Source organism: Gottfriedia sp. OAE603 (genome assembly GCF_040543965.1).
GTDB classification, from domain to species: Bacteria; Bacillota; Bacilli; order Bacillales; family Bacillaceae_G; genus Gottfriedia; species Gottfriedia solisilvae.
Map to the genome: position 1 here is coordinate 642,501 of NZ_JBEUNN010000001.1, position 25,711 is coordinate 668,211.

Consider the following 25,711-nt stretch of genomic DNA (forward strand, 5'->3'; position numbering starts at 1 on the left):
TAGAAGTGAGAATGCCGGTATGAGTAGCGAAAGACGGGTGAGAATCCCGTCCACCGTATGCCTAAGGTTTCCTGGGGAAGGCTCGTCCTCCCAGGGTTAGTCAGGACCTAAGCCGAGGCCGACAGGCGTAGGCGATGGACAACAGGTTGATATTCCTGTACCACCTGATTTCCGTTTGAGCAATGGAGGGACGCAGAAAGATAGGGTAAGCGCGCTGCTGGATATGCGCGTCCAAGCAATTAGGCTGATGTGTAGGCAAATCCGCACATCGTAAGGCTGAGTTGTGATGGCGAGGGAAATATAGTACCGAAGTTCCTGATTCTACGCTGCCAAGAAAAGCTTCTAGCGAGGAAATAGGTGCCTGTACCGCAAACCGACACAGGTAGGCGAGGAGAGAATCCTAAGGTGAGCGAGAGAACTATGGTTAAGGAACTCGGCAAAATGACCCCGTAACTTCGGGAGAAGGGGTGCTCTTTTGGGTGCAAGCCCGGGAGAGCCGCAGTGAAAAGGCCCAAGCGACTGTTTAGCAAAAACACAGGTCTCTGCGAAGCCGTAAGGCGAAGTATAGGGGCTGACGCCTGCCCGGTGCTGGAAGGTTAAGAGGAGGGGTTATCCCTTACGGGAGAAGCTCTGAATTGAAGCCCCAGTAAACGGCGGCCGTAACTATAACGGTCCTAAGGTAGCGAAATTCCTTGTCGGGTAAGTTCCGACCCGCACGAAAGGCGTAACGATTTGGGCACTGTCTCAACCATAGACTCGGTGAAATTATAGTACCTGTGAAGATGCAGGTTACCCGCGACAGGACGGAAAGACCCCGTGGAGCTTTACTGCAGCTTGATATTGAATTTTGGTACAGCTTGTACAGGATAGGTAGGAGCCTGAGAAGCCGGAGCGCCAGCTTCGGTGGAGGCGTCGGTGGGATACTACCCTGGCTGTATTGAAATTCTAACCTAGAGCCGTTATCCGGCTCGGAGACAGTGTCAGGTGGGCAGTTTGACTGGGGCGGTCGCCTCCTAAAGAGTAACGGAGGCGCCCAAAGGTTCCCTCAGAATGGTTGGAAATCATTCGAAGAGTGTAAAGGCATAAGGGAGCTTGACTGCGAGACCTACAAGTCGAGCAGGGACGAAAGTCGGGCTTAGTGATCCGGTGGTTCCGCATGGAAGGGCCATCGCTCAACGGATAAAAGCTACCCCGGGGATAACAGGCTTATCTCCCCCAAGAGTCCACATCGACGGGGAGGTTTGGCACCTCGATGTCGGCTCATCGCATCCTGGGGCTGTAGTCGGTCCCAAGGGTTGGGCTGTTCGCCCATTAAAGCGGTACGCGAGCTGGGTTCAGAACGTCGTGAGACAGTTCGGTCCCTATCCGTCGTGGGCGCAGGAAATTTGAGAGGAGCTGTCCTTAGTACGAGAGGACCGGGATGGACACACCGCTGGTGTACCAGTTGTTCTGCCAAGAGCATGGCTGGGTAGCTATGTGTGGAAGGGATAAGTGCTGAAAGCATCTAAGCATGAAGCCCCCCTCAAGATGAGATTTCCCATAGCGTTAAGCTAGTAAGACCCCTGAGAGATGATCAGGTTGATAGGTCAGAGGTGGAAGCGTGGTGACACGTGGAGCTGACTGATACTAATCGGTCGAGGACTTAACTAACAAGTTTGATAATGACATTATCTAGTTTTGAGGGTACAAAAAATCATTCAATCGTTAAAAAATATTAGCAAAAAGTCATTGACTTTAGTAGATATTTTGATATAATGATTAATGTCCCAAGGAAATTGAATCAAGTGATGATAGCGAAGAGGTCACACCCGTTCCCATACCGAACACGGCAGTTAAGCTCTTCAGCGTCGATGGTAGTTGGGGGTTTCCCCCTGTGAGAGTAGAACGTCGCTTGGTTCTGATTATTCCGCAGTAGCTCAGTGGTAGAGCACTCGGCTGTTAACCGAGTGGTCGTAGGTTCGAATCCTACCTGCGGAGCCATTTTGGAGAGCTGTCCGAGTGGCCGAAGGAGCACGATTGGAAATCGTGTAGGCGGGTAACCCTGTCTCAAGGGTTCAAATCCCTTGCTCTCCGCCACATTTAAATTAGGACTTCCAATAAATTGGCCCGTTGGTCAAGCGGTTAAGACACCGCCCTTTCACGGCGGTAACACGGGTTCGAATCCCGTACGGGTCACCACTTTTATATTATGGAGGATTAGCTCAGCTGGGAGAGCACCTGCCTTACAAGCAGGGGGTCGGCGGTTCGAGCCCGTCATCCTCCACCATATTATTAAATGAATATTCATGGAACTAAACTAATTAGTATCCACATTATCGCGGGGTGGAGCAGTCTGGTAGCTCGTCGGGCTCATAACCCGAAGGTCGCAGGTTCAAATCCTGTCCCCGCAACCAAATGGTCCCGTGGTGTAGCGGTTAACATGCCTGCCTGTCACGCAGGAGATCGCCGGTTCGATCCCGGTCGGGACCGCCATTTAAGTTGGCTCGGTAGCTCAGTCGGTAGAGCAGAGGACTGAAAATCCTCGTGTCGGCGGTTCGATTCCGTCCCGAGCCACCATCTTATTTTAAAAGATAAAAAATAAAAAATGCCGACTTAGCTCAATTGGTAGAGCAACTGACTTGTAATCAGTAGGTTGGGGGTTCAAGTCCTCTAGTCGGCACTCTTTAACCGGAGGGGTAGCGAAGTGGCTAAACGCGGCGGACTGTAAATCCGCTCCCTGTGGGTTCGGCGGTTCGAATCCGTCCCCCTCCACCATTTATTATAGGGGCATAGTTTAACGGTAGAATAGAGGTCTCCAAAACCTTTGGTGTGGGTTCGATTCCTACTGCCCCTGCCAATTTAATAATAATGGCGGTTGTGGCGAAGTGGTTAACGCATCGGATTGTGGTTCCGACACTCGTGGGTTCGATTCCCATCAGTCGCCCCATATAAATTATTGTAGCAATTAAGTGATATAAGTATATATTACTTTATATAATATATAAATTGATGGGCTATAGCCAAGCGGTAAGGCAACGGATTTTGATTCCGTCATGCCCTGGTTCGAATCCAGGTAGCCCAGCCACATGCGGAAGTAGTTCAGCGGTAGAATACAACCTTGCCAAGGTTGGGGTCGCGGGTTCGAGCCCCGTCTTCCGCTCCATATTACGGCGGTATAGCCAAGTGGTAAGGCAGAGGTCTGCAAAACCTTTATCATCGGTTCAAATCCGGTTACCGCCTTTTTAATTTTCCCATGCCGGGGTGGTGGAATGGCAGACACACAGGACTTAAAATCCTGCGGGGGTTGACCCCGTGCCGGTTCGAGTCCGGCCCTCGGTATCAAAAAAACCTCTTACAAATGTAAGAGGTTTTTATATTCAGATATAATTGGACAATTAATAGGTCATATACTATAATTGTTGTATATCGTTTTGGCGGTGTGGTGGAATGGCAGACACGGTAGACTCAAAATCTATTGTCTTCACGGACGTGCAGGTTCAAGTCCTGTCACCGCTATCATATAAAATAGAAAGAAGGATTTTGCTGTATGCAAGATCCTTTTTTTGTTTTATTTAGGAGTAAGTTGAAAAGAAGAAGATTTGTTAATGGGATAAAGGGGATTGCTCTACTTAATAAGTATTTATTCTGGCGGAAAATCATAATCGTTACACTTCCAAATAATCGTATTGATTACTTATTTTTACCAATATTTACTAAGACTAAAATTCGACAAAATATGATTTTTTTCTTGAGTTACTGACATATGTATGTTAAATTTATATACATAGTTCAGCAATCACTACTATTTACCTATAACTTATAGATATATAGTTAGTTGTATGAGCATTCAAAGATTTATTATAACTTGATAACAACGCAGTGTATTGATTCCATAGGAGAACGATACATTGCGTTTTTTTATGGTTAGATAAATAAATATCTAAAATATGTATTCTAGTGTATGATCATTTTATCTGTACTTTTTAAACTATGAACTTTCTGACTAGAATAGTTAATATATACTCGTACTAAAGAACTGTAAGGTGATAGGGATGAACATAAAAGAATTTCAAAAAGAATTGATATTATATAGTAAGGAAATAGGCATTGATAAAATTGGATTTACTACAGCAGATCCTTTTGTTACTTTGAAAAGTAGATTATATGAACAACAAGAATTAAACTATCAATCAGGTTTTGAAGCAAAAGATATTGAACGTAGAACAGATGCCAGAAAAATAATGAATGAAGCACATTCAATAATAGCGATAGCATTAGCTTATCCCTCTAAAATGAAAGATGCCCCGAAAAGTAAAAAGGGTTCTACTAGGGGGATATTTTGTCGTGCTTCATGGGGAGAAGATTATCACACTGTTGTTAAAAAGAAATTGTTACAGCTTGAGTCATTTATTTTATTACATTATCCAAATGCAAAAGTTCAATCTATGGTAGATACAGGTGAGTTAGTGGACCGAGCAGTAGCTGAGCGAGCAGGGATTGGCTGGAGTGCTAAGAATTGTTCGATTATCACACCAGAGTATGGGTCTTATGTTTATTTGGGCGAGATGATAACCTCGTTACCATTTGAGCCGGATACACCAATTGAAGATCAATGTGGAGAATGTACAAAATGTATGGATGTATGTCCAACAAGCGCAATTGTCGCTCCAGGACAGTTAAATGCTAAAAACTGTATTGCTTTTTTAACGCAATCAAAAGAAATGATTCCACTAGAGTTCCGAAAAGAAATAGGTAATCGTATTTATGGCTGTGATACATGTCAAACAATTTGTCCAAAGAATAAAGGTGTTAATTTTACTCACCACGAAGAGATGGAACCAGATCCTGAAACGGTTAAACCTTTATTACGTTCAGTATTGAAAGTAAGTAATAGGGAATTTAAAAGACAGTTTGGTCAAATGTCAGGTTCATGGAGAGGGAAGAATCCAATTCAACGAAACGCTATTATCGCATTAGCTCATTTTAAGGATGATACAGCATTAGATGACTTAAAGAATCTTGCTATTCATGATGTAAGGCCAGTTATCCGAGGAACAGCAATTTGGGCTATTTCAGAAATAGATCGTGAAAATGGAGCAATTTTTATAAATGAATGTCTCAAAACTGAAACAGATGAAATAGTAATAGAAGAAATTAATCGTATTCTTTCAAAGTAATAATAGAAGAGAGGTATAATCTCCTTCTTCTCAACATCGTATAGAATATAAGCGAATGTTGAGAAGGGGGGATTTTCTTGTTAAATCGAGACCTTTTTGAACGCTATGTTAAAGAGCGTTTACAATTATACTTTGGAGATGGATCAAGAAGCCATCTCATTCAAGAAAGTGAATTTTTAGCAATTCAACGTAAAGTTGAATTATATCATCAACGAAATATCTCACTTGTAAAAGCATACGGGAATGTAGAAGTAAAAAATATATGGACCGATGATGACATCACATATGTTAATTATACTTTGCATATTCGCTATTTTTTAAAACAAACAGACTTATATTTTGAAGAAGAACAACAAGAAAGACAGATGGCTTTAAATCATCATGAAATGGTGTATGATATAGAATTTCCTATTAAATATGAAGATGATCCTAATGAAATTGAAATAAAAGAAGATGAACAAGACACAACAATGGATCGGAATAATATATACAATCGATTCAATGCTGTTAAATATGCTGAAACATGGTGGGATGGGCATAATAAAGAGTACCCTCTGTACGCGAATGATTGTACAAATTTTATTTCGCAATGTTTAAGAGCGGGTGGATTGAAAATGAATGGTATGCCTAAAAACGCAGTTGGATGGTGGTATAAGAATTATTCTGCAAGTAGCTATAGTTGGAGAGTGGCACACGCATTAAGAAAATACTTACCTAAATCACAAACGGGGATTAAAGCCGAAGAGGTAGGAAATCCAAAGGAATTAAGTTTAGGTGATCTGATTTTATATGACTTTGAAGGCGACGGCAGATGGAACCATTGTACAATTGTGGTTGCCAAAGACGAGAATGGGGAACCTTTAGTAAATGCGCATACTCAAAATAGTCGAAAACGTTATTGGTCTTATTACGATTCAACAGCTTACACTGACAATATAAAATATAAATATTTCCATATCGTAGATGGATTAAATAAACCTAATATGGAATAATTCCATTCATAATACTGAATTGGTATAATAGAAGACATTGAAACAATTATAGAGGTGAAAACATGGGAATACACGTTGTATTATATCAACCACAGATTCCAGCAAATACAGGCAATATCGCACGTACTTGTGCAGGAACAGATACTAGTTTGCATTTAATTCGTCCATTGGGTTTTTCAACAGATGATAAAATGCTAAAAAGAGCAGGACTAGATTATTGGGAGCATGTGGATATTCACTATCACGATTCGTTAGATGAATTATTTTCTAAATATGAAAATGGAAAGTTTTATTTCATAACTAAATTTGGAGAAAAAACATATTCTAATTTTAATTATTCGAATCAGGATGATGAAATATTTTTCGTATTTGGTAGAGAGACGACGGGCTTACCAAAAGAATTAATCGAAAAAAATATGGAAACATGTTTAAGAATACCCATGACAGATCACATTCGTTCATTAAATCTATCTAATACAGCTGCAATTTTAATTTATGAAGCATTAAGACAACAAGATTTTCGTGAGTTGTTAATGGTAAAAGATTACTCGCAATAAAACAAAAAGTCACCGTTTTAGGTGCTTTTTTTTTACAAAAAAAGGTGCATTTTTTTTACAAAAAAAGATGCTTCATTAATATAGGATTTTAGCGTAACATAACTTTTAAATCCTTATTAAGAAGCATCTTCTACTTATTATTTGTTTTTTAGTCCAGGTCTGTCATTATAGCCAGCTGAAAAAATTGCAGATAAAAATGCAGCTATAACTAATAAAATTAATGTTAATCTCATCAGTATGTATCCTCCCAATTGAAAATTTCCCAATTCCCTAAACTTATTATACAAAAAAAACGTAGAAATATGAAAGTAAAATTATGTATTATGTGAAATTAGTCTCGATTAAAAAATATTTTCCCTCTTAAGATATAGCATGAGTACGGACATACTCGCATATCTTTTAATAATCTCTCTTACAGATGAGAAAAAGGAGGTACTTGTCCATGGATATATTAAAGAAACTTGAGCAGCATCGTGATATGGAACAACGATTGAAATGGGAAGGCACTTTTGCTGAGTATCTTGAAATGTTAAAAGAGGAGCCATGGGTTGCCCAAACTGCACATTCAAGAATTTATAATATGATTAAAGATGCAGGAATTGAAGAAGTAAACGGAAAGAAAACGTATAGCTTCTTCAGTAACAACCTTTATGGATTAGAGGAAGCATTAGAGAGACTAGTCGAAGAATATTTCCATCCAGCTGCGAAAAGATTAGATGTAAAGAAACGTATCTTATTGTTAATGGGTCCTGTAAGTGGTGGTAAATCGACACTTGTAACAATGTTAAAGAGAGGTCTAGAAGCTTATTCACGAACAGAACAAGGTTCAATTTTTGCTATTAAAGGATGCCCAATGCATGAAGATCCATTACATTTAATTCCAAATCACTTAAGAGATGATTTTTTCAATGAATATGGGATACGCATTGAAGGAAATCTATCTCCATTAAATTTAATGAGGCTTGAACAAGAGTTTGGTGGAAGAATTGAAGATGTCGTCGTCGAACGAGTATTTTTATCAGAAGATCGACGAGTAGGTATTGGTACATTTAGTCCATCAGATCCTAAATCTCAAGATATTGCAGATTTAACAGGAAGTATAGACTTTTCAACAATTGCACAGTTTGGTTCAGAATCAGATCCTCGTGCTTATCGATTTGACGGGGAATTAAACAAAGCTAACCGTGGAATGATGGAATTCCAAGAGATGTTAAAATGTGATGAAAAGTTCCTATGGCACTTATTATCCCTGACACAAGAAGGAAACTTTAAGGCAGGGCGTTTTGCATTGATTTCAGCGGATGAATTAATTATTGCTCACACAAATGAAACTGAGTACAGATCATTTATTAATAATAAGAAAAATGAAGCGTTGCACTCTAGGATCATCGTTATGCCGATTCCTTATAATTTAAGGGTAAGTGAAGAGGAAAGAATTTATCAAAAAATGATTTCTGAGAGTGATGTAAGTAATGTTCATATTGCACCTCATACTTTACGTGTAGCTGCGATGTTTACAATTTTGACTAGATTAAAGGAACCTAAACGAGGCGATATTGATTTAGTTAAAAAAATGCGTTTATATGATGGTGAAATGGTAGAAGGATATAATACAGTTGATTTAGAAGAGTTGAAAAAAGAATATTTGGATGAAGGAATGCACGGAATTGATCCGCGTTATGTAATTAACCGAATCTCTTCTACAATTATCCGAAAAGAAATACCTTCTATTAATGCCTTAGATGTTTTACGTTCATTAAAAGATGGTTTAGACCAGCATCCATCTATTTCGAATGAAGATCGTGAACGTTATATGAACTTTATTTCGATTGCAAGAAAAGAGTATGACGATATCGCTAAACAAGAAGTTCAAAAAGCATTTGTTTATTCATATGAAGAATCAGCAAAAACCCTTATGGATAATTATTTAGATAATGTAGAAGCTTATTGCAATAAAAACAAATTACGTGATCCGTTAACTGGAGAAGAAATGAATCCAGATGAGAAACTAATGAGATCAATTGAAGAGCAAATTGGTATTTCTGAAAATGCTAAAAAAGCCTTCCGTGAAGAAATATTAATCCGTATTTCTGCTTATGCACGTAAAGGTAAACGATTTGATTATAATTCACATGAACGATTAAAAGAAGCAATCCAAAAGAAACTTTTTTCGGATTTGAAGGATGTTGTTAAAATTACGACGTCCACAAAAACACCTGATGAGCGTCAATTGAAGAAAATAAATGATGTAGTAAGTCGACTAATTGATGAATATGGATATAATTCAACATCTGCAAATGAATTATTACGCTATGTAGGTTCATTACTAAATCGATAAATTCTTAAAGCGGCTATCAAATTCTGATAGCTGTTTTCTTTTGCATTTATAAATTTATATTTTTATAATAAGGTAATATGAAAAAAGAAGGGTGCTACTAATAATGAAAAGAATACCTTTAGCAGAAAATCTTGAGTTCTCACAAATAATCCATGGTTTATGGCGCTTATCAGAATGGAATATGTCATCAGAGCAATTAATATCATTCATAGAAGAATGTATTGAATTAGGTATTACAACATTTGACCACGCAGATATATATGGTGGTTATACTTGTGAGGAGATATTTGGGAACGCTTTAGCACTAAAACCAGAGCTTCGTGAAAAAATCCAAATTGTTACGAAGTGTGGGATTAAACTAAAATCTTCTAAGTTTCCTGATCTTAAAATGAATCATTATGATACAAGTAAGGAACACATTTTAATGAGTGTAAATAATTCATTAAAAAATCTACAAACAGATTATATCGATTTACTTTTAATACATAGGCCAAATCCATTCATGGATCCAAAAGAAGTTGCTGAAGCATTTAATCAACTTCAAAAAGAAGGAAAGGTTCGTTATTTTGGTGTATCTAACTTCTTACCTTCACAGTTCAATATGCTACAGGAGCATTTAGATATGCCATTAGTAACAAATCAAATTGAAGTATCGCCAATGCAGTTTGAGCATTTTGAAAAGGGAACAGTAGACTTACTTTTAGAAAAAAGAGTCGCTCCAATGATTTGGTCGCCTCTTGCTGGGGGCCAGATTTTTACTAGTCAATCTGAAGCTGCTGTTAGAGTTCGTTCAATGCTAGAAGAAATTGGTAATGAGATCGGTGCAAATTCAATAGATGAAGTAATGTATGCATGGTTACTAGTTCATCCTGCAAACATGATGCCAATCGTAGGGTCTGGAAAAATAGAAAGAGTAAAAACTGCTGTAGAAGCTTCAAAATTAAGTATGACATCTGAACAATGGTTACGAATCTATGTGGCCGGAATGGGTCATAATTTACCATAAAAAAAGAAGTGGGTATCCTTTTGCTAAAAGAAGGATCCCACTTCTTTTTTTATATTAATATACTGTATTTCAAAGACTTGTCCTATTTTCTGAAAAAATGGGTGCAAAAAATAAAAGAAAGATTGTCAATAATTGTGTCGTCTTGCATATGATAGAGTAATCCATAAAAAAGGGTAGAAATCCACCTACCGAATTAGTGTATGCATAGGTGTATTACTGTGTGACGATTTTTTTTATTTTTAAAAATAAATACAACGAGAGTAAGGGAGGGAAAGAAAATGAGTAATGAAAATATAGAACAAAAGCATAATTTTACCATTTCACAGGAAGACTGGACCCTCCATCGTAAAGGACATGACGATCAACAACGCCACCAAGAGAAGGTACAAGAAGCGATAAAAAAGAACTTAGCAGATTTAATTACAGAAGAAAGTATCATCATGTCCAACGGTAGAGATGTCGTAAAAATCCCTATTCGTTCATTAGATGAGTACAAGATTCGTTATAACTATGATAAGAATAAACATGTAGGTCAAGGAACTGGTGACAGTAAAATTGGTGATGTAGTCGCAAGAGATGGATCACAAAGTGGTCAGCCTCAAAAAGGAGCAGGAAAAGGGCAAGGAGCAGGAAAAGAATCAGGAGAAGACTATTACGAAGCAGAGGTTTCACTAATGGAATTAGAGGAAGCTCTATTTAGTCAGTTAGAATTACCAGATTTAAAACGAAAAGAGCAAGACTTAAATACCGTTGAAAATATAGAATTTAATGATATCCGAAAAACAGGGTTAATGGGAAATATTGATAAGAAACGGACGATGATGTCTGCATTTAAGCGAAATGCTATGAGAGGAACACCAGCATTTCATCCAATATCACCAGAAGACTTAAAATTCCGTACATGGAATGAGATTAGAAAACCTGAATCAAAAGCAGTTGTTCTAGCAATGATGGATACGAGCGGCAGTATGGGCCTATGGGAAAAATATATGGCTCGAAGCTTCTTCTTTTGGATGACAAGATTCTTAAGAACAAAATATGAATCAGTAGATATTGAATTTATTGCACATCATACAGAGGCAAAAGTTGTTACAGAAGAAGAATTTTTCACGAAAGGTGAAAGCGGAGGAACAATTTGTTCATCTGCATACCGAAAAGCACTCGAAGTAATTGACTATAAATACTCACCTGAACGCTACAATATTTATCCTTTCCACTTCTCAGATGGTGATAACTTAACTTCTGACAATGCACGTTGTGTTAAACTTGTGCAGGAATTAATGAAAGTAAGTAATATGTTTGGTTACGGAGAAGTAAACCAATACAACCGTCATTCTACTCTAATGTCCGCATATAAAAACATAAATGATGAGAAATTCCGCCATTATATCTTAAAGCAGAAATCAGATGTGTTCCATTCTATGAAGAGCTTCTTTAAACAGGAGCAGGAGAAAGCAGCGAAATAGAGGTAGGATAAGGAGCGGGAATCAGTAGAAATTTAAAACAGAAAAACCCCTATTGAGGGTTTTTTCTGTTTCATTATTGGACTAAGGCAATTTAACAAAATAAAAATGTATTAGTCGTTTGATGAAGTAAGATCAGCCCAAAAACTAGTTATAAATTTTATACAAAAAAAGCCTTTCTTGAATACAAGAAGACTCTTTTAATCTTATAGTTCACTAATCTAATATTTTACTAAGTAAAGATTATTAAGTTTATAAGTTATTAATTATATGTAAAGATCGACATTGTAAAATTCAAATAGTGTATTATTTTCGACATTCATTTTTGAAATAGATCAGTTTATTTGTGCTTTACGGCCTCTTCTCCGTAAAGCTCTCTTAAATGAGCTAAATGTAAATTTCCCCATTTATTTAATGATTCCAACATAGGTGTGATACCTTTTCCATATTCAGTGATTGAATATTCAACTTTAGGCGGGATTTGCGCATAAACTTTTCGATGAACAATATCATGATACTCTAATTCTCTTAGTTGAGAAGTCAGCATTTTTTTCGTTATTTCAGGAACTAAACGTTGTAATTCACTAAACCGTAATGTTTCGTGTTGAAAGATATGAAAAAGAATTACGGGCTTCCATTTTCCTACTAAAATATCTAGAGCCGTTTCAACGGAACCATTACATTCTTCAGTCATTAACATTCCTCCTAGGTATCATTTTGTAAACTAGGTCACATTTAAGTGTCTACTTCTAATGTGAATTCTTAGGGATTATTATAACAGTAGTAACAAATTTTAAACAAGGAGGAAGAAAAATGACAAGTGCAAAACTATCAATCGGAATTATTTTAGGGAGTACAAGACAAGGGCGAGTTAGTCCGCAAGTTGGTGAATGGGTAGAAGGTATTGCAAAACAACGTGGTGATGCGAATTACGAAATAGTTGATATCGCAGATTTTAAACTACCGTTTTTAGGTACAACTGATGGAACAGAGCCTGGAATAAAAGCTTGGTCTGAAAAACTATCAAGCTTAGATGGTTTTGTATTTGTTGTTCAAGAATATAACCACAGCATTAGTGGGGCATTAAAAAATGCGGTTGATTTTGCACGTGATGAATGGGCTAATAAAGCGGCTGGTATTGTAAGCTATGGTTCGACTGGTGGTGCTCGTGCAGCAGAGCATTTGCGTGGCATATTAGGAGAATTACAAGTAGCAGATGTAAGGGTTCACCCAACACTTTCTTTATTTACAGATTTTGAAAACTTTTCGACGTTCAAACCTGCCGAGTTACATAATAAAAATGTTAATGATATGCTTGACCAAGTTGTGGCTTGGAGCGGCGCATTAAAAACATTACGATAAGTAAATTTTTATAGAAAGAGGGATATGTAACATAGCCCTCTTTTTTTTTATGAATAAAATAAATTCTCTTTTATATTATAAAATTAGATGAATAGATTATTACTTTTAATAGTGGACTGACTCTTAATTGATATTCTAAATTAAATAAAGCAAATTTACGTCTAACATAAACATTCCAGGCTTATACTAAAATTGAACATAAAGGAGTGAACTAGATGGATTTTCGAACAATAGAACAAATCATGGCAGAGCAACCTTCAATAGAACGAAAGCTCAAGTTTAGAGGAAATACATATAAATTAATTAATACTACCCACGACATTTCCCATCGCGAATTCACAGATCTTACGTGTTATACATATCGAAATGAAGAAATTCAGCAAAATCTTTTACTGTATTGCCGGGTAGGGAAAATCGTCATTATTGAGATAGAATAGACTAATATTAGTATGAAAAAAATCGCTTCGGCGTTTTTTTTGTCTGAAATTAAATAATACTTTTCTTAAAACTTCATTAAGATATCACAATTGTATATTATACTGTCTCAGGTAGATGAAACTAATTTGCGAGGTATATGAAATGGAAGTAAATACAAATTTGGAATCACAGCCAGAGCAAGTGGTATCTAAAAAAATGTCATTGTATAAGACAATTTGGAGATGGCATTTTTATGGGGGGATGATCTTTGCACCGATTTTGATTCTGTTAGCAATTACAGGTTCGATATACTTATTCAAACCTTATGTAGAACCAATGTTGGACCCAGATTTACACTATGTTGAAAAAGGCTCAAAAGAATTAACGCCAAGTTTACAATTAAAAGCTGTAAGAGATAAATATTCTGTTGACGCGATTACATCTTTTACAAATGTGAAAGATCCTGAACGTGCAACAGAAATTGGAATTGCAAAAGGCGATGTTAGTTATACTGTTTTCGTGAATCCTTATACAGGAAAAGTATTAGGAGAACTGCAAAATGATAAACGGTTTATGGAGATTATTGTAAAACTACATGGAGAAGTAATGGTTGGTAAGATTGGGGATCATCTTGTTGAGTTATCAGCATCTTGGGCAATTATCTTGTTAGCAACTGGATTATATTTATATTTCCCTCGTAATAGGCAAACATTTCTTGATGTTATTCGAATTCGAATAGGTAAAGGTTCTCGTATATTTTGGCGAGATCTACATGCAAGTACCGGATTTTGGATGACAATTATTTTATTATTGTTAGTCTTATCAGGTCTACCTTGGGCTAGCTCATTCGGGGAGCGTTTAAATACATTTGTAGCAAAAGCTAATTTATCAAATGCGCCTGAGCATTTATGGGATGGCAGTATTCAATCGACTAAAGTGACAAAAGAAGTTGCAAAAACACCGTGGGCAGCTGAGAATATTCCAGTCCCTGAATCAGTTTATAGCAATAAAGGAATGTTACCAATCGAAAATGTGATAAAAATTGCTGAGAAGACAAATATTCATCCTGGCTATACAATTAATATGCCAGAAGGAGATACAGGTGTATATTTAATTTCTTCGTACGGCTTTGCAGCGGGTAGTGTAAAAAATTATGTAACTATGGATATAGATCAGTATAGCGGGAAGGTCTTACTTGATTATCGTTGGAAAGATTATAGTCTTTTCGATAAAACGGTTGAAACAGGGATCGCTTTACACGAAGGTCGATATTTTGGTGTAGCAAATTTAATCATTGATTTAATAGCTTGCTTATCACTAATCCTCATTGTTTTTAGTGGAATTACGATGTGGTGGAAACGTAGGCCAAAAGATAAAATTGGCATACCAAAAGCATCTGAGGGTAATAAATTCTATTTAGGTGTTTTATTGATTTCTGTCATTTGTGGACTTTTAATGCCAATGGTAGGTGCATCAATCTTCTTAATTGGTTTAATTGAGTTTATTGTTAAATTAGTAAAACAAAAAGTACGTCGACCAGGATTAGAATAAACAAACCATTTCTGTAATAGAATAATAGATTGCTAAGTTTTCGTAGTAACGAGTACTTAGCAATTTTTTGCTAATAAAAAATGAAAAATTTTGTTAACATGAGGTGCAAAATGAGAATAGGTAAAAAATATATAATTTATCCGTTATTACTTGTAACAATTTTGTCTGGATGTGGACAATCAAAAGAACCAGTTTCAAATAAATTCTTAGATAGTATTAACATTGAACTTTCAGATGAGCCAACATCAAAAAACTCTGAGCATACTTATCAAGTATCTTTAACAAACTCTAAAAATGAGTTAGTGAATGTTGATTCCGTAGAAATTATACTGACAATGAAAAGTATGAATCATAAAGCTGAAGGAAAACTGAAAAAAACTTCCAAGGGAGTCTACAAAGGCAAAATTGAATTGCCAATGGATGGTTCATGGAGTAAAACAATTGTTTTAAATCAAGGGGAACATACTCGGAAAGTTAACGGGACACTTATAAAGTAATAAATTAAAAAACATCTTTTAAATAGATGTTTTTTTGTTATAGAAAGAGATGGAATAACAGAGGAATTCGTTAAATGCGAGAGAATTAATAAGGAATGAAGTAAATAAATGAAAGATACAATGAATGAAATCACTTGATAAATCCAGTAGGAGGAAGAGGATGAAGAAAAAAGTATTCATTCCATTATCGATTCTAATCTTGATCGCCTTCTCTATCAAACTCATATTATCTGACTATGAATTTGGTAAGTACGATTCTTTTGAAGAGGCGATTGAAAAAGGAATTCCTTATAAAAACAAGCATATTATTCACACAGTATTACACGACAAAGTAACTGTTGTTTTTTATACAACTGTCCCAATTCTAGATGATTCTTCCCCTGCAAATTATGAAGTAATATCAGTTGCATTCTTTGAAGGAAGCAATCAAAAAGGCTGGGAAAATATTGGTCACAATGGATGGACACATTATGAAAATCATAACATGACAGTTTATGATGAAAATCTATATGTATCGAATGATGAAGGGAAAACACTCCATGATTTCTATGTGGTTTTTGGTGAAATTAATAATAACCTTATAGAAAAAGTAGAAACGAAAACAGAAGAAGAACAAGAGTTTAAACAGGCAAATATGATTACCGATCAAGGAAAACGTTATTATTATCAGTTTGGAAAGAATCATATTGTTAGAGGTCTTTCAAAAGATGGAGAAGTAATTGATAGACAAGGTGGCTAAATGTCTGTGAATAAAAAACAGAAAAACCAAATTCATGGTTTTTCTGTTTTTTTTTCATTAATATTCCCTTTTGTTCCCTTTTTTTACATGGTTCCAGTCGACTTCAACATTTTTTCTGATTTTTTGAAGGAGGTTAAAAACTGTCTCAATTTCGTCTGTAGAAAGGCCGGATAATGCAACTTGATTTGAATGATCGCCTTCTCTTTTTAGAAATGGATAGATTTGTTGTCCTTTATCTGTTGGAAATAATCCTTTGTTCTTTTTATTAATACCATCATTTTTCTTTTCAATTAATCCTTGTTGTTCAAGTTTTTGAATGGCACGGGCTGCAGTTGTGCGATCAACTTTTATCATTTCGGCTAATTTTTCTTGAATGATTCCTGGATTTTCACATATTCTGACAAGATATAAATATTGTCCTTTCGTTAGTTCAAGTTCTTTAAATTCAATATTACTAATAGAATCTAATGCTCTAGCGATCATGCCAATTTCGCGAAGTATTTCCTTCATTTATAAAACTCCTTATTATTTTGTTGTATTTACAACAAAAATGAGATTATACTGTTTAGTAAAGATATATATATTATGACTCACATATTGAAATAAATCTAGAAAAGGAATGATGAAAGATGAATGCAGTAAAAATAACTGAAAATCATGATTTGAATGTAGCTTTTGAAATACGAAAAAGCGTTTTTGTAGAGGAACAAGGAGTGCCCTTAGTGGATGAATTTGACCAGTTTGATTCACTAGATGGATTAGCAGAGCATATTTTAGCTTATTATGATGGCAAGCCAGTTGGCGCAGGAAGAATTAGATGGGTTGATGGTTTAGGTAAATTAGAAAGAATTTGTATTTTAGAGCCTTATCGAAAATTTGGCCTTGGAAAGGTCATCATCAAAGCTTTAGAAGCAATTGCGGTAGAAAAAGAGATCACCAAAGTGAAATTGCACGGTCAAACACATGCTGAGGGGTTTTATGAGAAGCTGGGATATCAAACTTCATCAGACGTATTTATGGAAGATGGAATTCCTCATATTTTGATGACAAAAGAGTTAGTTGCAAAGTAAGTATTACGTAATGAGAAGGTGAATAAGACGAGATATTTATTATATGGGTTAGGAATCACCATTTTAACATTAGGAGTAGCTTTAACGATTTTATCAGATTTAGGTACATCTCCCTTTGATGCACTTTTAGTCGGATTATCTAAGACTGTAGGTTTTACGGTAGGAACTTGGGAAATCATAATTGCACTGATTTTGATCTTTTGTAATTCAATTTTAAAACGAAATAGACCAGAATATTTGGGTTTAGCTACAGCACTTATTACGGGATTAAGTATAAATTTATGGCTATTTTTACTGGAGCATGTCATTTTGCCTGAGATTTTTATTAGTAAACTGATCTGCTTTGGAATAGGTTTAATTGTCACTGGAATCGGTAGTGCAATATATCTTCTTACAAACTTTGCACCGATTCCAGTAGATCAATCAATGTTAATTATTCGAGAAAGACTAAAAGTGAATTATATGATTTCTAAAACGATCCTTTATGTTCTCTTTTTGTTATTAGCATTCATTTTTAAAGGACCAATTGGTATAGGTACTGTTTTAACAGTTTGTTTAGGCGGTCCAATTTTAAATATTTGTATGCCTACTATGAAGAGTCGTGTAAACAAATTACTAATGAAAAAATCTAATCATGTAGAAAATAGTCATTCTATTTAGTTTGGATCTTTACCCAAGCAAGAATAAAGACAGAAAAACCCCCTCTTTTATTAGAGGGGGAACTGTTATATAAGCGGGGTATTATAGAATAAAAATAGAATTAGTAATTCATTGTTTTTCAGTACAATCAGAAATTGCTTTATATAATATATTTAGCATTTCCTCTAATTCAGATTTTGTTGATGCTAAAGGTGGCATAAAGACGATTACGTTTCCAAGAGGTCGAGTTAATAAACCTAATTCTTTTGCTCTTTTTGTAACTCGAACACCAACTCGATCATTCCAATGAAACGGCTCCTTCGTCTCTTTACAGAGGACAAGCTCGATTCCAATCATGACTCCGCTTTGACGAATGTCCCCAACATGCTGTAAGTCATAAAATGTTCTTAATGACTCTTCAATAAAGGAACTTATTTCTTCCACATGGTTTATTAATTGATTTTTTTCAAATAAGTCTAGGTTTGCTAATGCAACAGCACATCCAAGTGGATTGCCTGTATAACTATGACCGTGGAAAAAAGTTTTTTGTTCTTCATATGTTCCTAGAAATGCCTCATAAATAGTATTCGTCGTTAAAGTTGCGGAAACAGGGAGATATCCTCCTGTTAATCCTTTTCCACACGTAAGAATATCAGGTGTAATTCCTTCTTGTTCACAAGCAAACATTTTTCCCGTTCGGCCAAAACCAGTTGCTACTTCATCAGCGATTAATAATACCTCATATTTTTTACATAACGCATCCAATCCTTTTAAATATCCAGGTGGCATCACAATGATTCCACTTGCACCTTGAACAATTGGCTCAATGATCAATGCAGCGATTGAATCCGCTTTTTCAATAAATAGGTTTTCAACTTCATTTAAATAAGCTTTTGTTACATCCTTTCGTGTTCCTTCATACTTTGAACGATAAAGATGTGGATAGGAGAGTTTAATACTTGGAAATAGTAAATCACTATAGGCTTGATGAAATAAATTAATTGCTCCTACTGAAACGGCTCCAATTGTATCTCCATGATAAGCTTCCTTCATAGTGACAAATGTATTTTTTTCATTTTTTCCGATATTTCTCCAATATTGATATGCCATTTTAATAGCAATCTCAACAGCTGTTGCACCCGAATCTGAATAAAATACTTTCTCTAAACCATCAGGCGCAATATTGACTAATCTTTCTGCTAAAAGAATGGCCGGAATATTTGCCATCCCTAATAATGTTGAATGCGCAACCTTGTTTAATTGTTCATTAATTGCTTCGTTTAATTCTTTAATATTATGTCCGTGAACATTTAACCAGATTGATGAAACGCCATCGTAATATTCATTACCCAATACATCAAATAATTTTCTATCTTTCCCATGTGATATGATGAGCGGTTCCTCGTTTATGTAATCTTGCATTTGAGTAAATGGATGCCATACATATTGTTTATTTTTCAATGATAGTTCTTGATAAAGCTCATTCTCCATAAGTTAACCTCCTAATGCTATATGTTAACCTAAATAATTAATTTGGTTGACATATATTTTATTTGCATGGTAATTTAATTTTATTAGTTTGTCAATTTGAAAGATTAATAGGGAGGATGTTATGCAGAACAAAACTTTATCATTAACAGTCATATCTTTATTTGCATCATTAACATCAATTGGAGCATTTATAAAAATTCCTTTACCAGTCATTCCTTTCACTCTTCAAGTATTATTTGTATTTTTAGCTGGGTGTCTGTTGGGGAGTAAACAAGGATTCATTAGCCAGTCACTATATGTTGGAATGGGGTTAATCGGAATACCAGTTTTTGCTTCTGGGGGAGGTCCAGAATATATTTTAAAACCAACTTTTGGCTATTTAATTGGATTCATTGCTGCTGCATATGTGATTGGATTTATCATTGAAAAAATGAAAAAGCCAGATCTCAAACACTTTATGTTTGCTAATTTAGTTGGTTTACTGATTGTTTATAGCTTTGGAGTTCTATATGTTTATATTTCATTAAACACATGGCTGGACAGTCCGACTTCATTTAAAGCAGTTATGATGATGGGATTTGTTTATAGTGTTGGACAAGATATTTGCTTAGCCTTCATTGGCAGTATTTTAGCGAAACGATTATATGGACATTTTTCTAAAGTCAGAAGTAGTGAAAAGAAGTTGGCTGCGTAATATGGGAAAAGGATATTTTATTACAGGAACAGATACGAATATTGGAAAAACATTTGTTACTTCACATTTGGTTGCAGCCATGCAGCAGATAAGAGTTGATGCGATTCCTTATAAACCGATTCAAAGTGGAGTAGTGAAAAAGAATAATAGATTAGTAGGGGAAGATGTTGCATTTTATAAGGAATATTTAGACCTTAAAGAGGATTTTTCTTATTACAATACATATACACTTGAAACACCTGTATCACCACATTTGGCTAGTAAGCTAGAAAACATAACGATGAATGAAGAGGTTATACTTGAACGGTATAAAGAATTAGAAGAACAGCATGAAATCATATTTGTGGAAGGTGCTGGTGGAGTAGCAGTTCCTTTAAAAGAAGACTTTGACACAATTGATTTGATGAAAGAATTAAAACTACCTGTCATCATTGTTACAACGTTAAAGCTAGGTACATTAAATCATACATTACTAACAACTGAATACTTAAAATCTCATCAAATTGAGATCAAAGGGTTAGTCATAAACAAAGTACCATCCAGATTAAATGTAATGGAAAAAGATAATGTAATGATGATAAAAAAAATGACGGGTCTGGATGTAGTTGGTTTAATACCCGAATACAAACAGCCAGAGGATTTTACGAAAATCAGTAATCTTCAGTTTCAAAATATGATCATGACTGAAAAATTGATATAAAGTGAGGGATTTGATGAATTGGACTAAATTGGCGCAGGAAGTAATTTTGGGTAAAGAAATCACTGATGAAGAAGCAATGCAAATCATAACATGTGACGACGATGAGATTCTTCTTCTATTACAAGGTGCTTTTACAATACGAAAACATTATTATGGGAAAAAAGTAAAACTGAACATGATTATTAATGCAAAAAGTGGTTATTGTCCAGAGGATTGTGGCTATTGTTCACAGTCGTCTATTTCTAGCGCTACGATTGAAAAATATCCTTTTTTATCGAAAGAAGAAATTCTAGAAGGAGCAAAGCGTGCGTTTGAGTTAAAAGCTGGAACTTATTGTATTGTAGCGAGTGGTAGAGGACCAACTAATCGTGATGTTCATACAGTTACTGAGGCTGTAAAAGAAATAAAAGAGATGTATGGATTAAAAGTGTGTGCTTGTTTAGGGATCATTAAAGAAGAACAAGCAAGTGATTTAAAAGAAGCTGGTGTAGATCGATATAATCATAATTTAAATACTTCCAAAGAGCACCATGATTACATAACTTCCACTCATACATATCAGGATCGTATTGATACAGTTGAAAAAATTAAGAAGTCTGGTATTTCACCTTGCTCAGGTGCAATCATTGGTATGAAGGAATCGAAAGAGGATGTTATATCCTTAGCGAGAGCTTTACGTGAATTAGATGCAGATTCAATTCCAGTTAACTTTTTACATGCGATCAAAGGAACAAAGCTTGAAGGTGTGAATGAGTTAAATCCGCGTTATTGTTTAAAAGTGTTAGCACTTTTTAGATATATGAACCCAACGAAAGAAATAAGGATTTCAGGCGGTCGAGAAGTAAATCTTCGTAGTTTACAACCACTAGGATTGTACGCTGCAAATAGTATTTTCATAGGTGATTATTTAACGACAGAAGGTCAGGAAACAAATAGTGACCATAAAATGTTGGAGGACCTAGGCTTTGAAATAGAATTGGTACAAAAGCAAGAAGAGCTTTGTCTTTAAATTGAATAGAAGATACATAGTAAAGCTGCTAATTTATATGCAGCTTATTTTATTTCTCAAGATTAGAAGACAGGGATATTTTGAAATAAAAAGAATATCTTCATAACGGTACAAGTTGAAGAAAGGGTGAAGTTTATGTCATATCAATCTAGATTTAAAACGATTAATGGAATGGAAGTTCATTTCACTGAATGGGGGGACCCAAAAAAGCCCACTGTTGTATGTTGGCATGGCTTAACTAGAAACGGGCGTGACTTTGATATCATAGCGAGCAAATTTGCCAAAAACTATCATGTCATTTGCCCGGATACGATTGGACGAGGATTGAGCGAGTGGAGTACAAATCCTGAGAATGAGTATTGCTTTGAGCACTATAGTAATCTTGCTATCGCATTACTAGATCACCTTGAAATTGAACAAGTACGTTGGGTTGGAACTTCAATGGGAGGTGCAATTGGTATACGAATTGCGGGAACCACGACTCATCAAAAACGCATTAGCCACCTAGTATTAAATGATATTGGTGCAGGTGCATCTGAAAATAGTCCTAAGGATATTGAAGGTATAAAACGAATTATTCGCTATGTTGGGGCACCTCCAGTTTTCAATACGTTTAGTGAATTGATGAAATATTATAAAATGATTTATGCCTCATTTGGTCTATATAATGAAGATGAATGGAATCACTTTACTAAACATTCATGTAGAAGAAGAGACACGGGAGGGTTTAGTCCAGACTATGATCCAAACATTGCTTTACAATTTCAGCATGAAGAAGACTTAAACCTTTGGGGGTATTGGGAAAAAGTTCAGGCTAAAACATTACTGATTAGAGGAGAAATATCTGACGTTTTACCATTAGATGTTGCGTTAAAAATGGAGCAAAGACAAAATTGCCAATTAGTTACGATTCCAAAACTAGGTCATGCACCGGCATTAAACACTAATGAACAGATTTCTATTGTAGATAATTTTTTACAATCATAAACGCAGGGCGGACAACTTAGATAGGATTTTCTATTTAAGTTCGTCATAATTATGTCTATGATACAATGATTGGTAATTAAACACTTTAAAGGTAAGGTATATTTTATGAAGAAAAAATTAAGTAAAATTTTAATAAGAATACTATTTATCTTTCTAATTTTATTTGGGTTGTACAAATTAATGAATTCAAGATCGTTTCAATTATTTGGTGGACTAACTGACTCAGTGGAAACAAATCAAAAGGTGGTCGCTTTAACATTCGATGATGGTCCAACTAAAAATGTTGATAAAATTCTGCCACTGTTAGATCAATACAATGTAAAAGCAACTTTTTTCTTAATTGGTAATGAAATTGAAAAAAATCCTGAAGAAGCTAAAAAAATAGTGAGTGCTGGTCATCAAGTAGGTAACCATACATATTCACATGACCGAATGGTATTAAAATCACCATCGTTTATAAAAGAAGAAATTGAGAAGACAGATAAATTAATTAGAGAAGCTGCTGGATATAAAGGTGAAATAGATTTTAGACCGCCAAATGGCAAAAAAATGATTGGATTGCCATATTATTTAAACAAAGTACAAAAAGAGACGATCACTTGGAATATTGAGCCTGATACTTACTATAGTTCTGCTGCTGACAAAGTAGAGTATGTTAAGAAGAATATAAAACCAGGTTCAATCATTTTACTTCATCCAATGTATGATAAAACTGGAAATGAATTGAAAACAATTGAAGAAATCTTACAGTCATTAACTAAAGAAGGATATCAATTTGTGACTGTAGATGAACTTCAGAAAATGCAATAAATAAAAGTTATTCATACCTATAATGTAAAAACCACCTAATAAAAATTAGGTGGTTTTTTAATAAACTACTATTCGTTTTTCAAACTTACTTTTATAGGATCCAGTTTTACAGGAGGTGAATTCAAACCTAGTATGCCAAATGGAACCATTATTGAATAATCATTTTCATTAAATCCTTTTACGTGTTCGATTGAGAAGGTAGATTGATAATGTAACGATTCTTCATCAACAACACTAGCTTTTTTAGCGTAAAGTATGGAATCTGCTTTTAAATTTTCATAAAGAGCTTGGCCAGTGAGTCCATTTGTATCTTTAGTTTTGACTAGTTTAATCTGATCCGCGAAGCTTTGTAAGATGTCTTTTCTTATATCTGATGTATTGATATTTTTAAGTTTGTAATCGACAATAAAATACTGATTCTTTTTCTGTACATTATCAATGTTCATGCTATAGCCAAATCGCTTACTTACTATATTTTGAGGTAGTACATCTATTGATTTGATAGTATCATCTTCATTTTTCGAGAACTCAGGATAAATCATTAAATAATTAGCCTTTTTATCTATTTCACTTTTAAATGTAGCGCGCTGTTGATCTACTTGTTCTAGGTTAAGTTTTTCTCCATGATCATCATAAACTCTCATTGTTAATGTATCACTTTCATCAATTACTTTCGTTTGATAGTTAATGACGGTAGTTGCTTTTCCTTTGATGATGGACTGCATTTTTAAGGAATAAGTACCATCTTGTGATGAGCTTTTAGCATTCGAAGAAATTTCTTCTGCAAGTATTTGTTGGACAGGAACATGAAAACTCCATTTCCCTTTTTTTCCTCCCATATATGTAAAAGTTAACGGTAAATTAATTTTTGATGGTAAGGTTTTAAGTGGATATTCTAATGTCATTGCCCCAATGTATTCTTCACCTTTTTTCATCAACGGCTCTCTTGTACCAGACCACTGTTTTTGTTCAACGCCATCAAATTGTTGGAGTGTATAACCTGCTTCTGGTTCAACACTACTGGTCAGATTCTCCAATATTCCTTTTCCATCAGCTTTAAAAGTAATGCCAATATTATTTCCATCATAATACGCACTGGTCACCGTTACATCAATACCATGATCACTTGCCTTTTCGTTAAGTTTTCCAACCAGACCATTGGATTCTAGTTTTTTCCCTATGTCAGAATGGAAATTTTCATAGATAGAACCTATGATTGGAACGCTTGCCAAAACGGCTGTGATTGGTTGAAAAACAAAGCCTGACACAAATAAAAGTGAAGCAGCAATTGTTGCGATATATGCCATTTTCTTCGGTTGAAATTTTTTCTTTGTTTTTTTAATTTCATCTTTTCCTAAAGCAAATCCTCTATGTATTGCAGCAAATACTTCCTCTTTTGGTACTTCTATATCGGCTAATTGTTCATTAAACCATTCTTTGTTCATAGTTCTTCGCTCCTTCTATCACTTTTTTTAATTCAATTTTGGCACGCCTAAGGTAGGTTTTTATTGTACCTTCAGGCTTTTCCATCGCTTCAGCTATACTTTTAATGGATAGGTCGTGATAATAAAAGAGAATAATAGCCGTTTGATAGGAATTGTCCAAAGTGGAGAGGGCAAGTGGTAAGTCAATTTCCATTTCTACATTTTGATGATTTGTTTCTAAAATTTTATGAATGAGTGCATCACCAGACAAGACAGTTTTATTTTTCTTATTTAATAATTGATAAGAAGTATGAATTAAAATTCTAATTAGCCAAGTACTAAAATATTCAGGATTATTTAATTGATTAATAGAAACAAATGTTCTATATACAGTTTCTTGAATAACATCCAATGCATCTTCTTTATTCCGGACATACAAAATTGCGGTTTTATATAATTTATCGCTTTCTGCTTTTATAATTGTCTCGAAAGCTTCTTCATCTCCGTTAATCGCGTCCAGTATAAGGTTAATATCAATCACTTTTTAACCCCCTTTCATATATTAGAGTATTTATAGAAGGAAAAAGTTTCATAAATTTAAAAAAATATTAAAAAAGGCAGTAAGAACCATTTCTCACAAACAAAATAGAGAGCAATATAGTTCAAAAAGACTGAAGGGAGCTCCAACTCTAAGACTTATGCTAAAATATAGTTGCTTGGTCAAATACTTAAAATAGAACTTAGCGTTATAAGAGTTCTATAGTCTATCAAGCTAATATTTTGAGGCTCATATTTATTGTGTAAAAATA

General features: G+C 35.1%; 22 protein-coding genes, 16 tRNA genes and 2 rRNA genes (1 of these 40 running past the window's edge). 35 read left to right on the forward strand and 5 right to left on the reverse strand.

The window, feature by feature from the left end:
- The 24 genes from ABID96_RS03150 to yhbH form a co-directional block, all read left to right on the forward strand.
- Nucleotides 1-1,650 (forward strand): 23S ribosomal RNA (locus ABID96_RS03150) (it extends 1,289 nt beyond the left edge of the window).
- 130 nt (nucleotides 1,651-1,780) lie between these two features.
- Nucleotides 1,781-1,896 (forward strand): 5S ribosomal RNA (rrf, locus tag ABID96_RS03155).
- A 9-nt stretch (nucleotides 1,897-1,905) separates the two neighbouring features.
- Nucleotides 1,906-1,980: transfer RNA gene (locus tag ABID96_RS03160), tRNA-Asn, on the forward strand.
- 4 nt (nucleotides 1,981-1,984) lie between these two features.
- Nucleotides 1,985-2,076 (forward strand) — tRNA-Ser (locus ABID96_RS03165).
- Between the two features lie 27 nt (nucleotides 2,077-2,103).
- Nucleotides 2,104-2,178, forward strand: a tRNA-Glu gene (locus ABID96_RS03170).
- Between the two features lie 12 nt (nucleotides 2,179-2,190).
- Nucleotides 2,191-2,266: transfer RNA gene (locus ABID96_RS03175), tRNA-Val, on the forward strand.
- A 50-nt stretch (nucleotides 2,267-2,316) separates the two neighbouring features.
- A tRNA-Met gene (locus ABID96_RS03180) sits at nucleotides 2,317-2,393 on the forward strand.
- A 3-nt stretch (nucleotides 2,394-2,396) separates the two neighbouring features.
- Nucleotides 2,397-2,472 (forward strand) — tRNA-Asp (locus tag ABID96_RS03185).
- An 8-nt stretch (nucleotides 2,473-2,480) separates the two neighbouring features.
- Nucleotides 2,481-2,556 (forward strand) — tRNA-Phe (locus ABID96_RS03190).
- A gap of 30 nt (nucleotides 2,557-2,586) precedes the next feature.
- Nucleotides 2,587-2,659 (forward strand) — tRNA-Thr (locus tag ABID96_RS03195).
- A 10-nt stretch (nucleotides 2,660-2,669) separates the two neighbouring features.
- Nucleotides 2,670-2,754, forward strand: a tRNA-Tyr gene (locus tag ABID96_RS03200).
- A gap of 8 nt (nucleotides 2,755-2,762) precedes the next feature.
- Nucleotides 2,763-2,836: transfer RNA gene (locus ABID96_RS03205), tRNA-Trp, on the forward strand.
- Nucleotides 2,837-2,850: 14 nt separating this feature from the next.
- Nucleotides 2,851-2,926 (forward strand) — tRNA-His (locus ABID96_RS03210).
- Nucleotides 2,927-2,989: 63 nt separating this feature from the next.
- Nucleotides 2,990-3,064: transfer RNA gene (locus ABID96_RS03215), tRNA-Gln, on the forward strand.
- A 3-nt stretch (nucleotides 3,065-3,067) separates the two neighbouring features.
- A tRNA-Gly gene (locus ABID96_RS03220) sits at nucleotides 3,068-3,142 on the forward strand.
- 6 nt (nucleotides 3,143-3,148) lie between these two features.
- Nucleotides 3,149-3,219: transfer RNA gene (locus ABID96_RS03225), tRNA-Cys, on the forward strand.
- A gap of 15 nt (nucleotides 3,220-3,234) precedes the next feature.
- Nucleotides 3,235-3,318: transfer RNA gene (locus tag ABID96_RS03230), tRNA-Leu, on the forward strand.
- Nucleotides 3,319-3,412: 94 nt separating this feature from the next.
- A tRNA-Leu gene (locus ABID96_RS03235) sits at nucleotides 3,413-3,495 on the forward strand.
- Between the two features lie 536 nt (nucleotides 3,496-4,031).
- A complete protein-coding gene (gene queG, locus ABID96_RS03240; RefSeq protein WP_192600793.1) occupies nucleotides 4,032-5,156 on the forward strand; it encodes a tRNA epoxyqueuosine(34) reductase QueG in 1,125 nt (374 codons plus the stop codon).
- A 77-nt stretch (nucleotides 5,157-5,233) separates the two neighbouring features.
- Nucleotides 5,234-6,148 (forward strand): amidase domain-containing protein, encoded by a 915-nt coding sequence (locus ABID96_RS03245; RefSeq protein ID WP_192600794.1) that lies wholly within the window; start codon nucleotides 5,234-5,236, stop codon nucleotides 6,146-6,148.
- A 62-nt stretch (nucleotides 6,149-6,210) separates the two neighbouring features.
- Complete coding sequence (gene trmL / locus ABID96_RS03250) at nucleotides 6,211-6,705, forward strand: tRNA (uridine(34)/cytosine(34)/5-carboxymethylaminomethyluridine(34)-2'-O)-methyltransferase TrmL (RefSeq protein WP_192600795.1); 495 nt, start codon at nucleotides 6,211-6,213, stop codon at nucleotides 6,703-6,705.
- A gap of 442 nt (nucleotides 6,706-7,147) precedes the next feature.
- Nucleotides 7,148-9,043 (forward strand): PrkA family serine protein kinase, encoded by a 1,896-nt coding sequence (locus ABID96_RS03255; protein ID WP_192600796.1) that lies wholly within the window; start codon nucleotides 7,148-7,150, stop codon nucleotides 9,041-9,043.
- Between the two features lie 103 nt (nucleotides 9,044-9,146).
- Nucleotides 9,147-10,049, forward strand: coding sequence for an aldo/keto reductase (locus ABID96_RS03260; protein WP_192600797.1), 903 nt, complete (start codon nucleotides 9,147-9,149; stop codon nucleotides 10,047-10,049).
- A gap of 278 nt (nucleotides 10,050-10,327) precedes the next feature.
- The gene (gene yhbH / locus ABID96_RS03265; protein ID WP_192600798.1) at nucleotides 10,328-11,515 is read left to right on the forward strand and encodes a sporulation protein YhbH; all 1,188 of its coding nucleotides are present in this window, start codon (nucleotides 10,328-10,330) and stop codon (nucleotides 11,513-11,515) included.
- Between the two features lie 337 nt (nucleotides 11,516-11,852).
- Here the strand turns inward: yhbH and ABID96_RS03270 are convergent, their stop codons facing one another.
- The gene (locus ABID96_RS03270; RefSeq protein ID WP_192600799.1) at nucleotides 11,853-12,206 is read right to left on the reverse strand and encodes a winged helix-turn-helix transcriptional regulator; all 354 of its coding nucleotides are present in this window, start codon (nucleotides 12,204-12,206) and stop codon (nucleotides 11,853-11,855) included.
- Nucleotides 12,207-12,325: 119 nt separating this feature from the next.
- Between ABID96_RS03270 and ABID96_RS03275 the strand changes: the two genes are divergently transcribed.
- The 4 genes from ABID96_RS03275 (at nucleotide 12,326) to ABID96_RS03290 (ending at nucleotide 16,078) form a co-directional block, all read left to right on the forward strand.
- Complete coding sequence (locus ABID96_RS03275; RefSeq protein ID WP_192600800.1) at nucleotides 12,326-12,874, forward strand: NADPH-dependent FMN reductase; 549 nt, start codon at nucleotides 12,326-12,328, stop codon at nucleotides 12,872-12,874.
- 579 nt (nucleotides 12,875-13,453) lie between these two features.
- Nucleotides 13,454-14,842, forward strand: a complete 1,389-nt coding sequence (locus ABID96_RS03280; RefSeq protein WP_192600801.1) for a PepSY-associated TM helix domain-containing protein — start codon at nucleotides 13,454-13,456, stop codon at nucleotides 14,840-14,842.
- 110 nt (nucleotides 14,843-14,952) lie between these two features.
- Entirely contained in the window at nucleotides 14,953-15,339 is a 387-nt protein-coding gene (locus ABID96_RS03285) for a FixH family protein (RefSeq protein WP_192600802.1), read from the forward strand.
- Between the two features lie 160 nt (nucleotides 15,340-15,499).
- The gene (locus tag ABID96_RS03290) at nucleotides 15,500-16,078 is read left to right on the forward strand and encodes a hypothetical protein (RefSeq protein WP_192600803.1); all 579 of its coding nucleotides are present in this window, start codon (nucleotides 15,500-15,502) and stop codon (nucleotides 16,076-16,078) included.
- 57 nt (nucleotides 16,079-16,135) lie between these two features.
- Here ABID96_RS03290 and ABID96_RS03295 read toward each other — a convergent pair whose 3' ends face one another.
- Entirely contained in the window at nucleotides 16,136-16,588 is a 453-nt protein-coding gene (locus ABID96_RS03295) for a MarR family winged helix-turn-helix transcriptional regulator (protein ID WP_192600804.1), read from the reverse strand.
- A 119-nt stretch (nucleotides 16,589-16,707) separates the two neighbouring features.
- Between ABID96_RS03295 and ABID96_RS03300 the strand changes: the two genes are divergently transcribed.
- On the forward strand, nucleotides 16,708-17,148 hold the full coding sequence (locus ABID96_RS03300) for a GNAT family N-acetyltransferase (protein ID WP_192600805.1): 441 nt from the start codon (nucleotides 16,708-16,710) through the stop codon (nucleotides 17,146-17,148).
- Nucleotides 17,149-17,166: 18 nt separating this feature from the next.
- A complete protein-coding gene (locus tag ABID96_RS03305; protein WP_192600806.1) occupies nucleotides 17,167-17,808 on the forward strand; it encodes a YczE/YyaS/YitT family protein in 642 nt (213 codons plus the stop codon).
- Nucleotides 17,809-17,916: 108 nt separating this feature from the next.
- Here ABID96_RS03305 and bioA read toward each other — a convergent pair whose 3' ends face one another.
- Complete coding sequence (bioA, locus tag ABID96_RS03310; protein WP_192600807.1) at nucleotides 17,917-19,278, reverse strand: adenosylmethionine--8-amino-7-oxononanoate transaminase; 1,362 nt, start codon at nucleotides 19,276-19,278, stop codon at nucleotides 17,917-17,919.
- 121 nt (nucleotides 19,279-19,399) lie between these two features.
- Here bioA and ABID96_RS03315 point away from each other — a divergent pair, with 121 nt between their 5' ends.
- The 5 genes from ABID96_RS03315 (at nucleotide 19,400) to ABID96_RS03335 (ending at nucleotide 23,478) form a co-directional block, all read left to right on the forward strand.
- Nucleotides 19,400-19,972, forward strand: a complete 573-nt coding sequence (locus tag ABID96_RS03315; RefSeq protein WP_192600808.1) for a biotin transporter BioY — start codon at nucleotides 19,400-19,402, stop codon at nucleotides 19,970-19,972.
- 1 nt (nucleotide 19,973) lies between these two features.
- Nucleotides 19,974-20,672, forward strand: coding sequence for a dethiobiotin synthase (gene bioD / locus ABID96_RS03320; RefSeq protein WP_192600809.1), 699 nt, complete (start codon nucleotides 19,974-19,976; stop codon nucleotides 20,670-20,672).
- Between the two features lie 13 nt (nucleotides 20,673-20,685).
- Entirely contained in the window at nucleotides 20,686-21,681 is a 996-nt protein-coding gene (gene bioB / locus ABID96_RS03325) for a biotin synthase BioB (RefSeq protein ID WP_192600810.1), read from the forward strand.
- A 135-nt stretch (nucleotides 21,682-21,816) separates the two neighbouring features.
- Complete coding sequence (locus ABID96_RS03330) at nucleotides 21,817-22,668, forward strand: alpha/beta fold hydrolase (RefSeq protein ID WP_192600811.1); 852 nt, start codon at nucleotides 21,817-21,819, stop codon at nucleotides 22,666-22,668.
- Nucleotides 22,669-22,773: 105 nt separating this feature from the next.
- Nucleotides 22,774-23,478: a polysaccharide deacetylase family protein gene (locus tag ABID96_RS03335; RefSeq protein WP_192600812.1), complete on the forward strand. Its 705-nt coding sequence runs from the start codon at nucleotides 22,774-22,776 to the stop codon at nucleotides 23,476-23,478.
- A gap of 68 nt (nucleotides 23,479-23,546) precedes the next feature.
- Here the strand turns inward: ABID96_RS03335 and ABID96_RS03340 are convergent, their stop codons facing one another.
- Together ABID96_RS03340 and ABID96_RS03345 are read right to left on the reverse strand one after the other, a co-directional pair.
- The gene (locus ABID96_RS03340; RefSeq protein ID WP_192600813.1) at nucleotides 23,547-24,923 is read right to left on the reverse strand and encodes a DUF4179 domain-containing protein; all 1,377 of its coding nucleotides are present in this window, start codon (nucleotides 24,921-24,923) and stop codon (nucleotides 23,547-23,549) included.
- Nucleotides 24,904-25,443 carry a sigma-70 family RNA polymerase sigma factor gene (locus ABID96_RS03345; protein WP_192600814.1) on the reverse strand — a complete coding sequence of 180 codons (540 nt, stop codon included), beginning with the start codon at nucleotides 25,441-25,443 and terminating at the stop codon, nucleotides 24,904-24,906. Before ABID96_RS03345 ends, ABID96_RS03340 begins: the two co-directional genes overlap by 20 nt.
- Nucleotides 25,444-25,711: the final 268 nt, after the last annotated feature.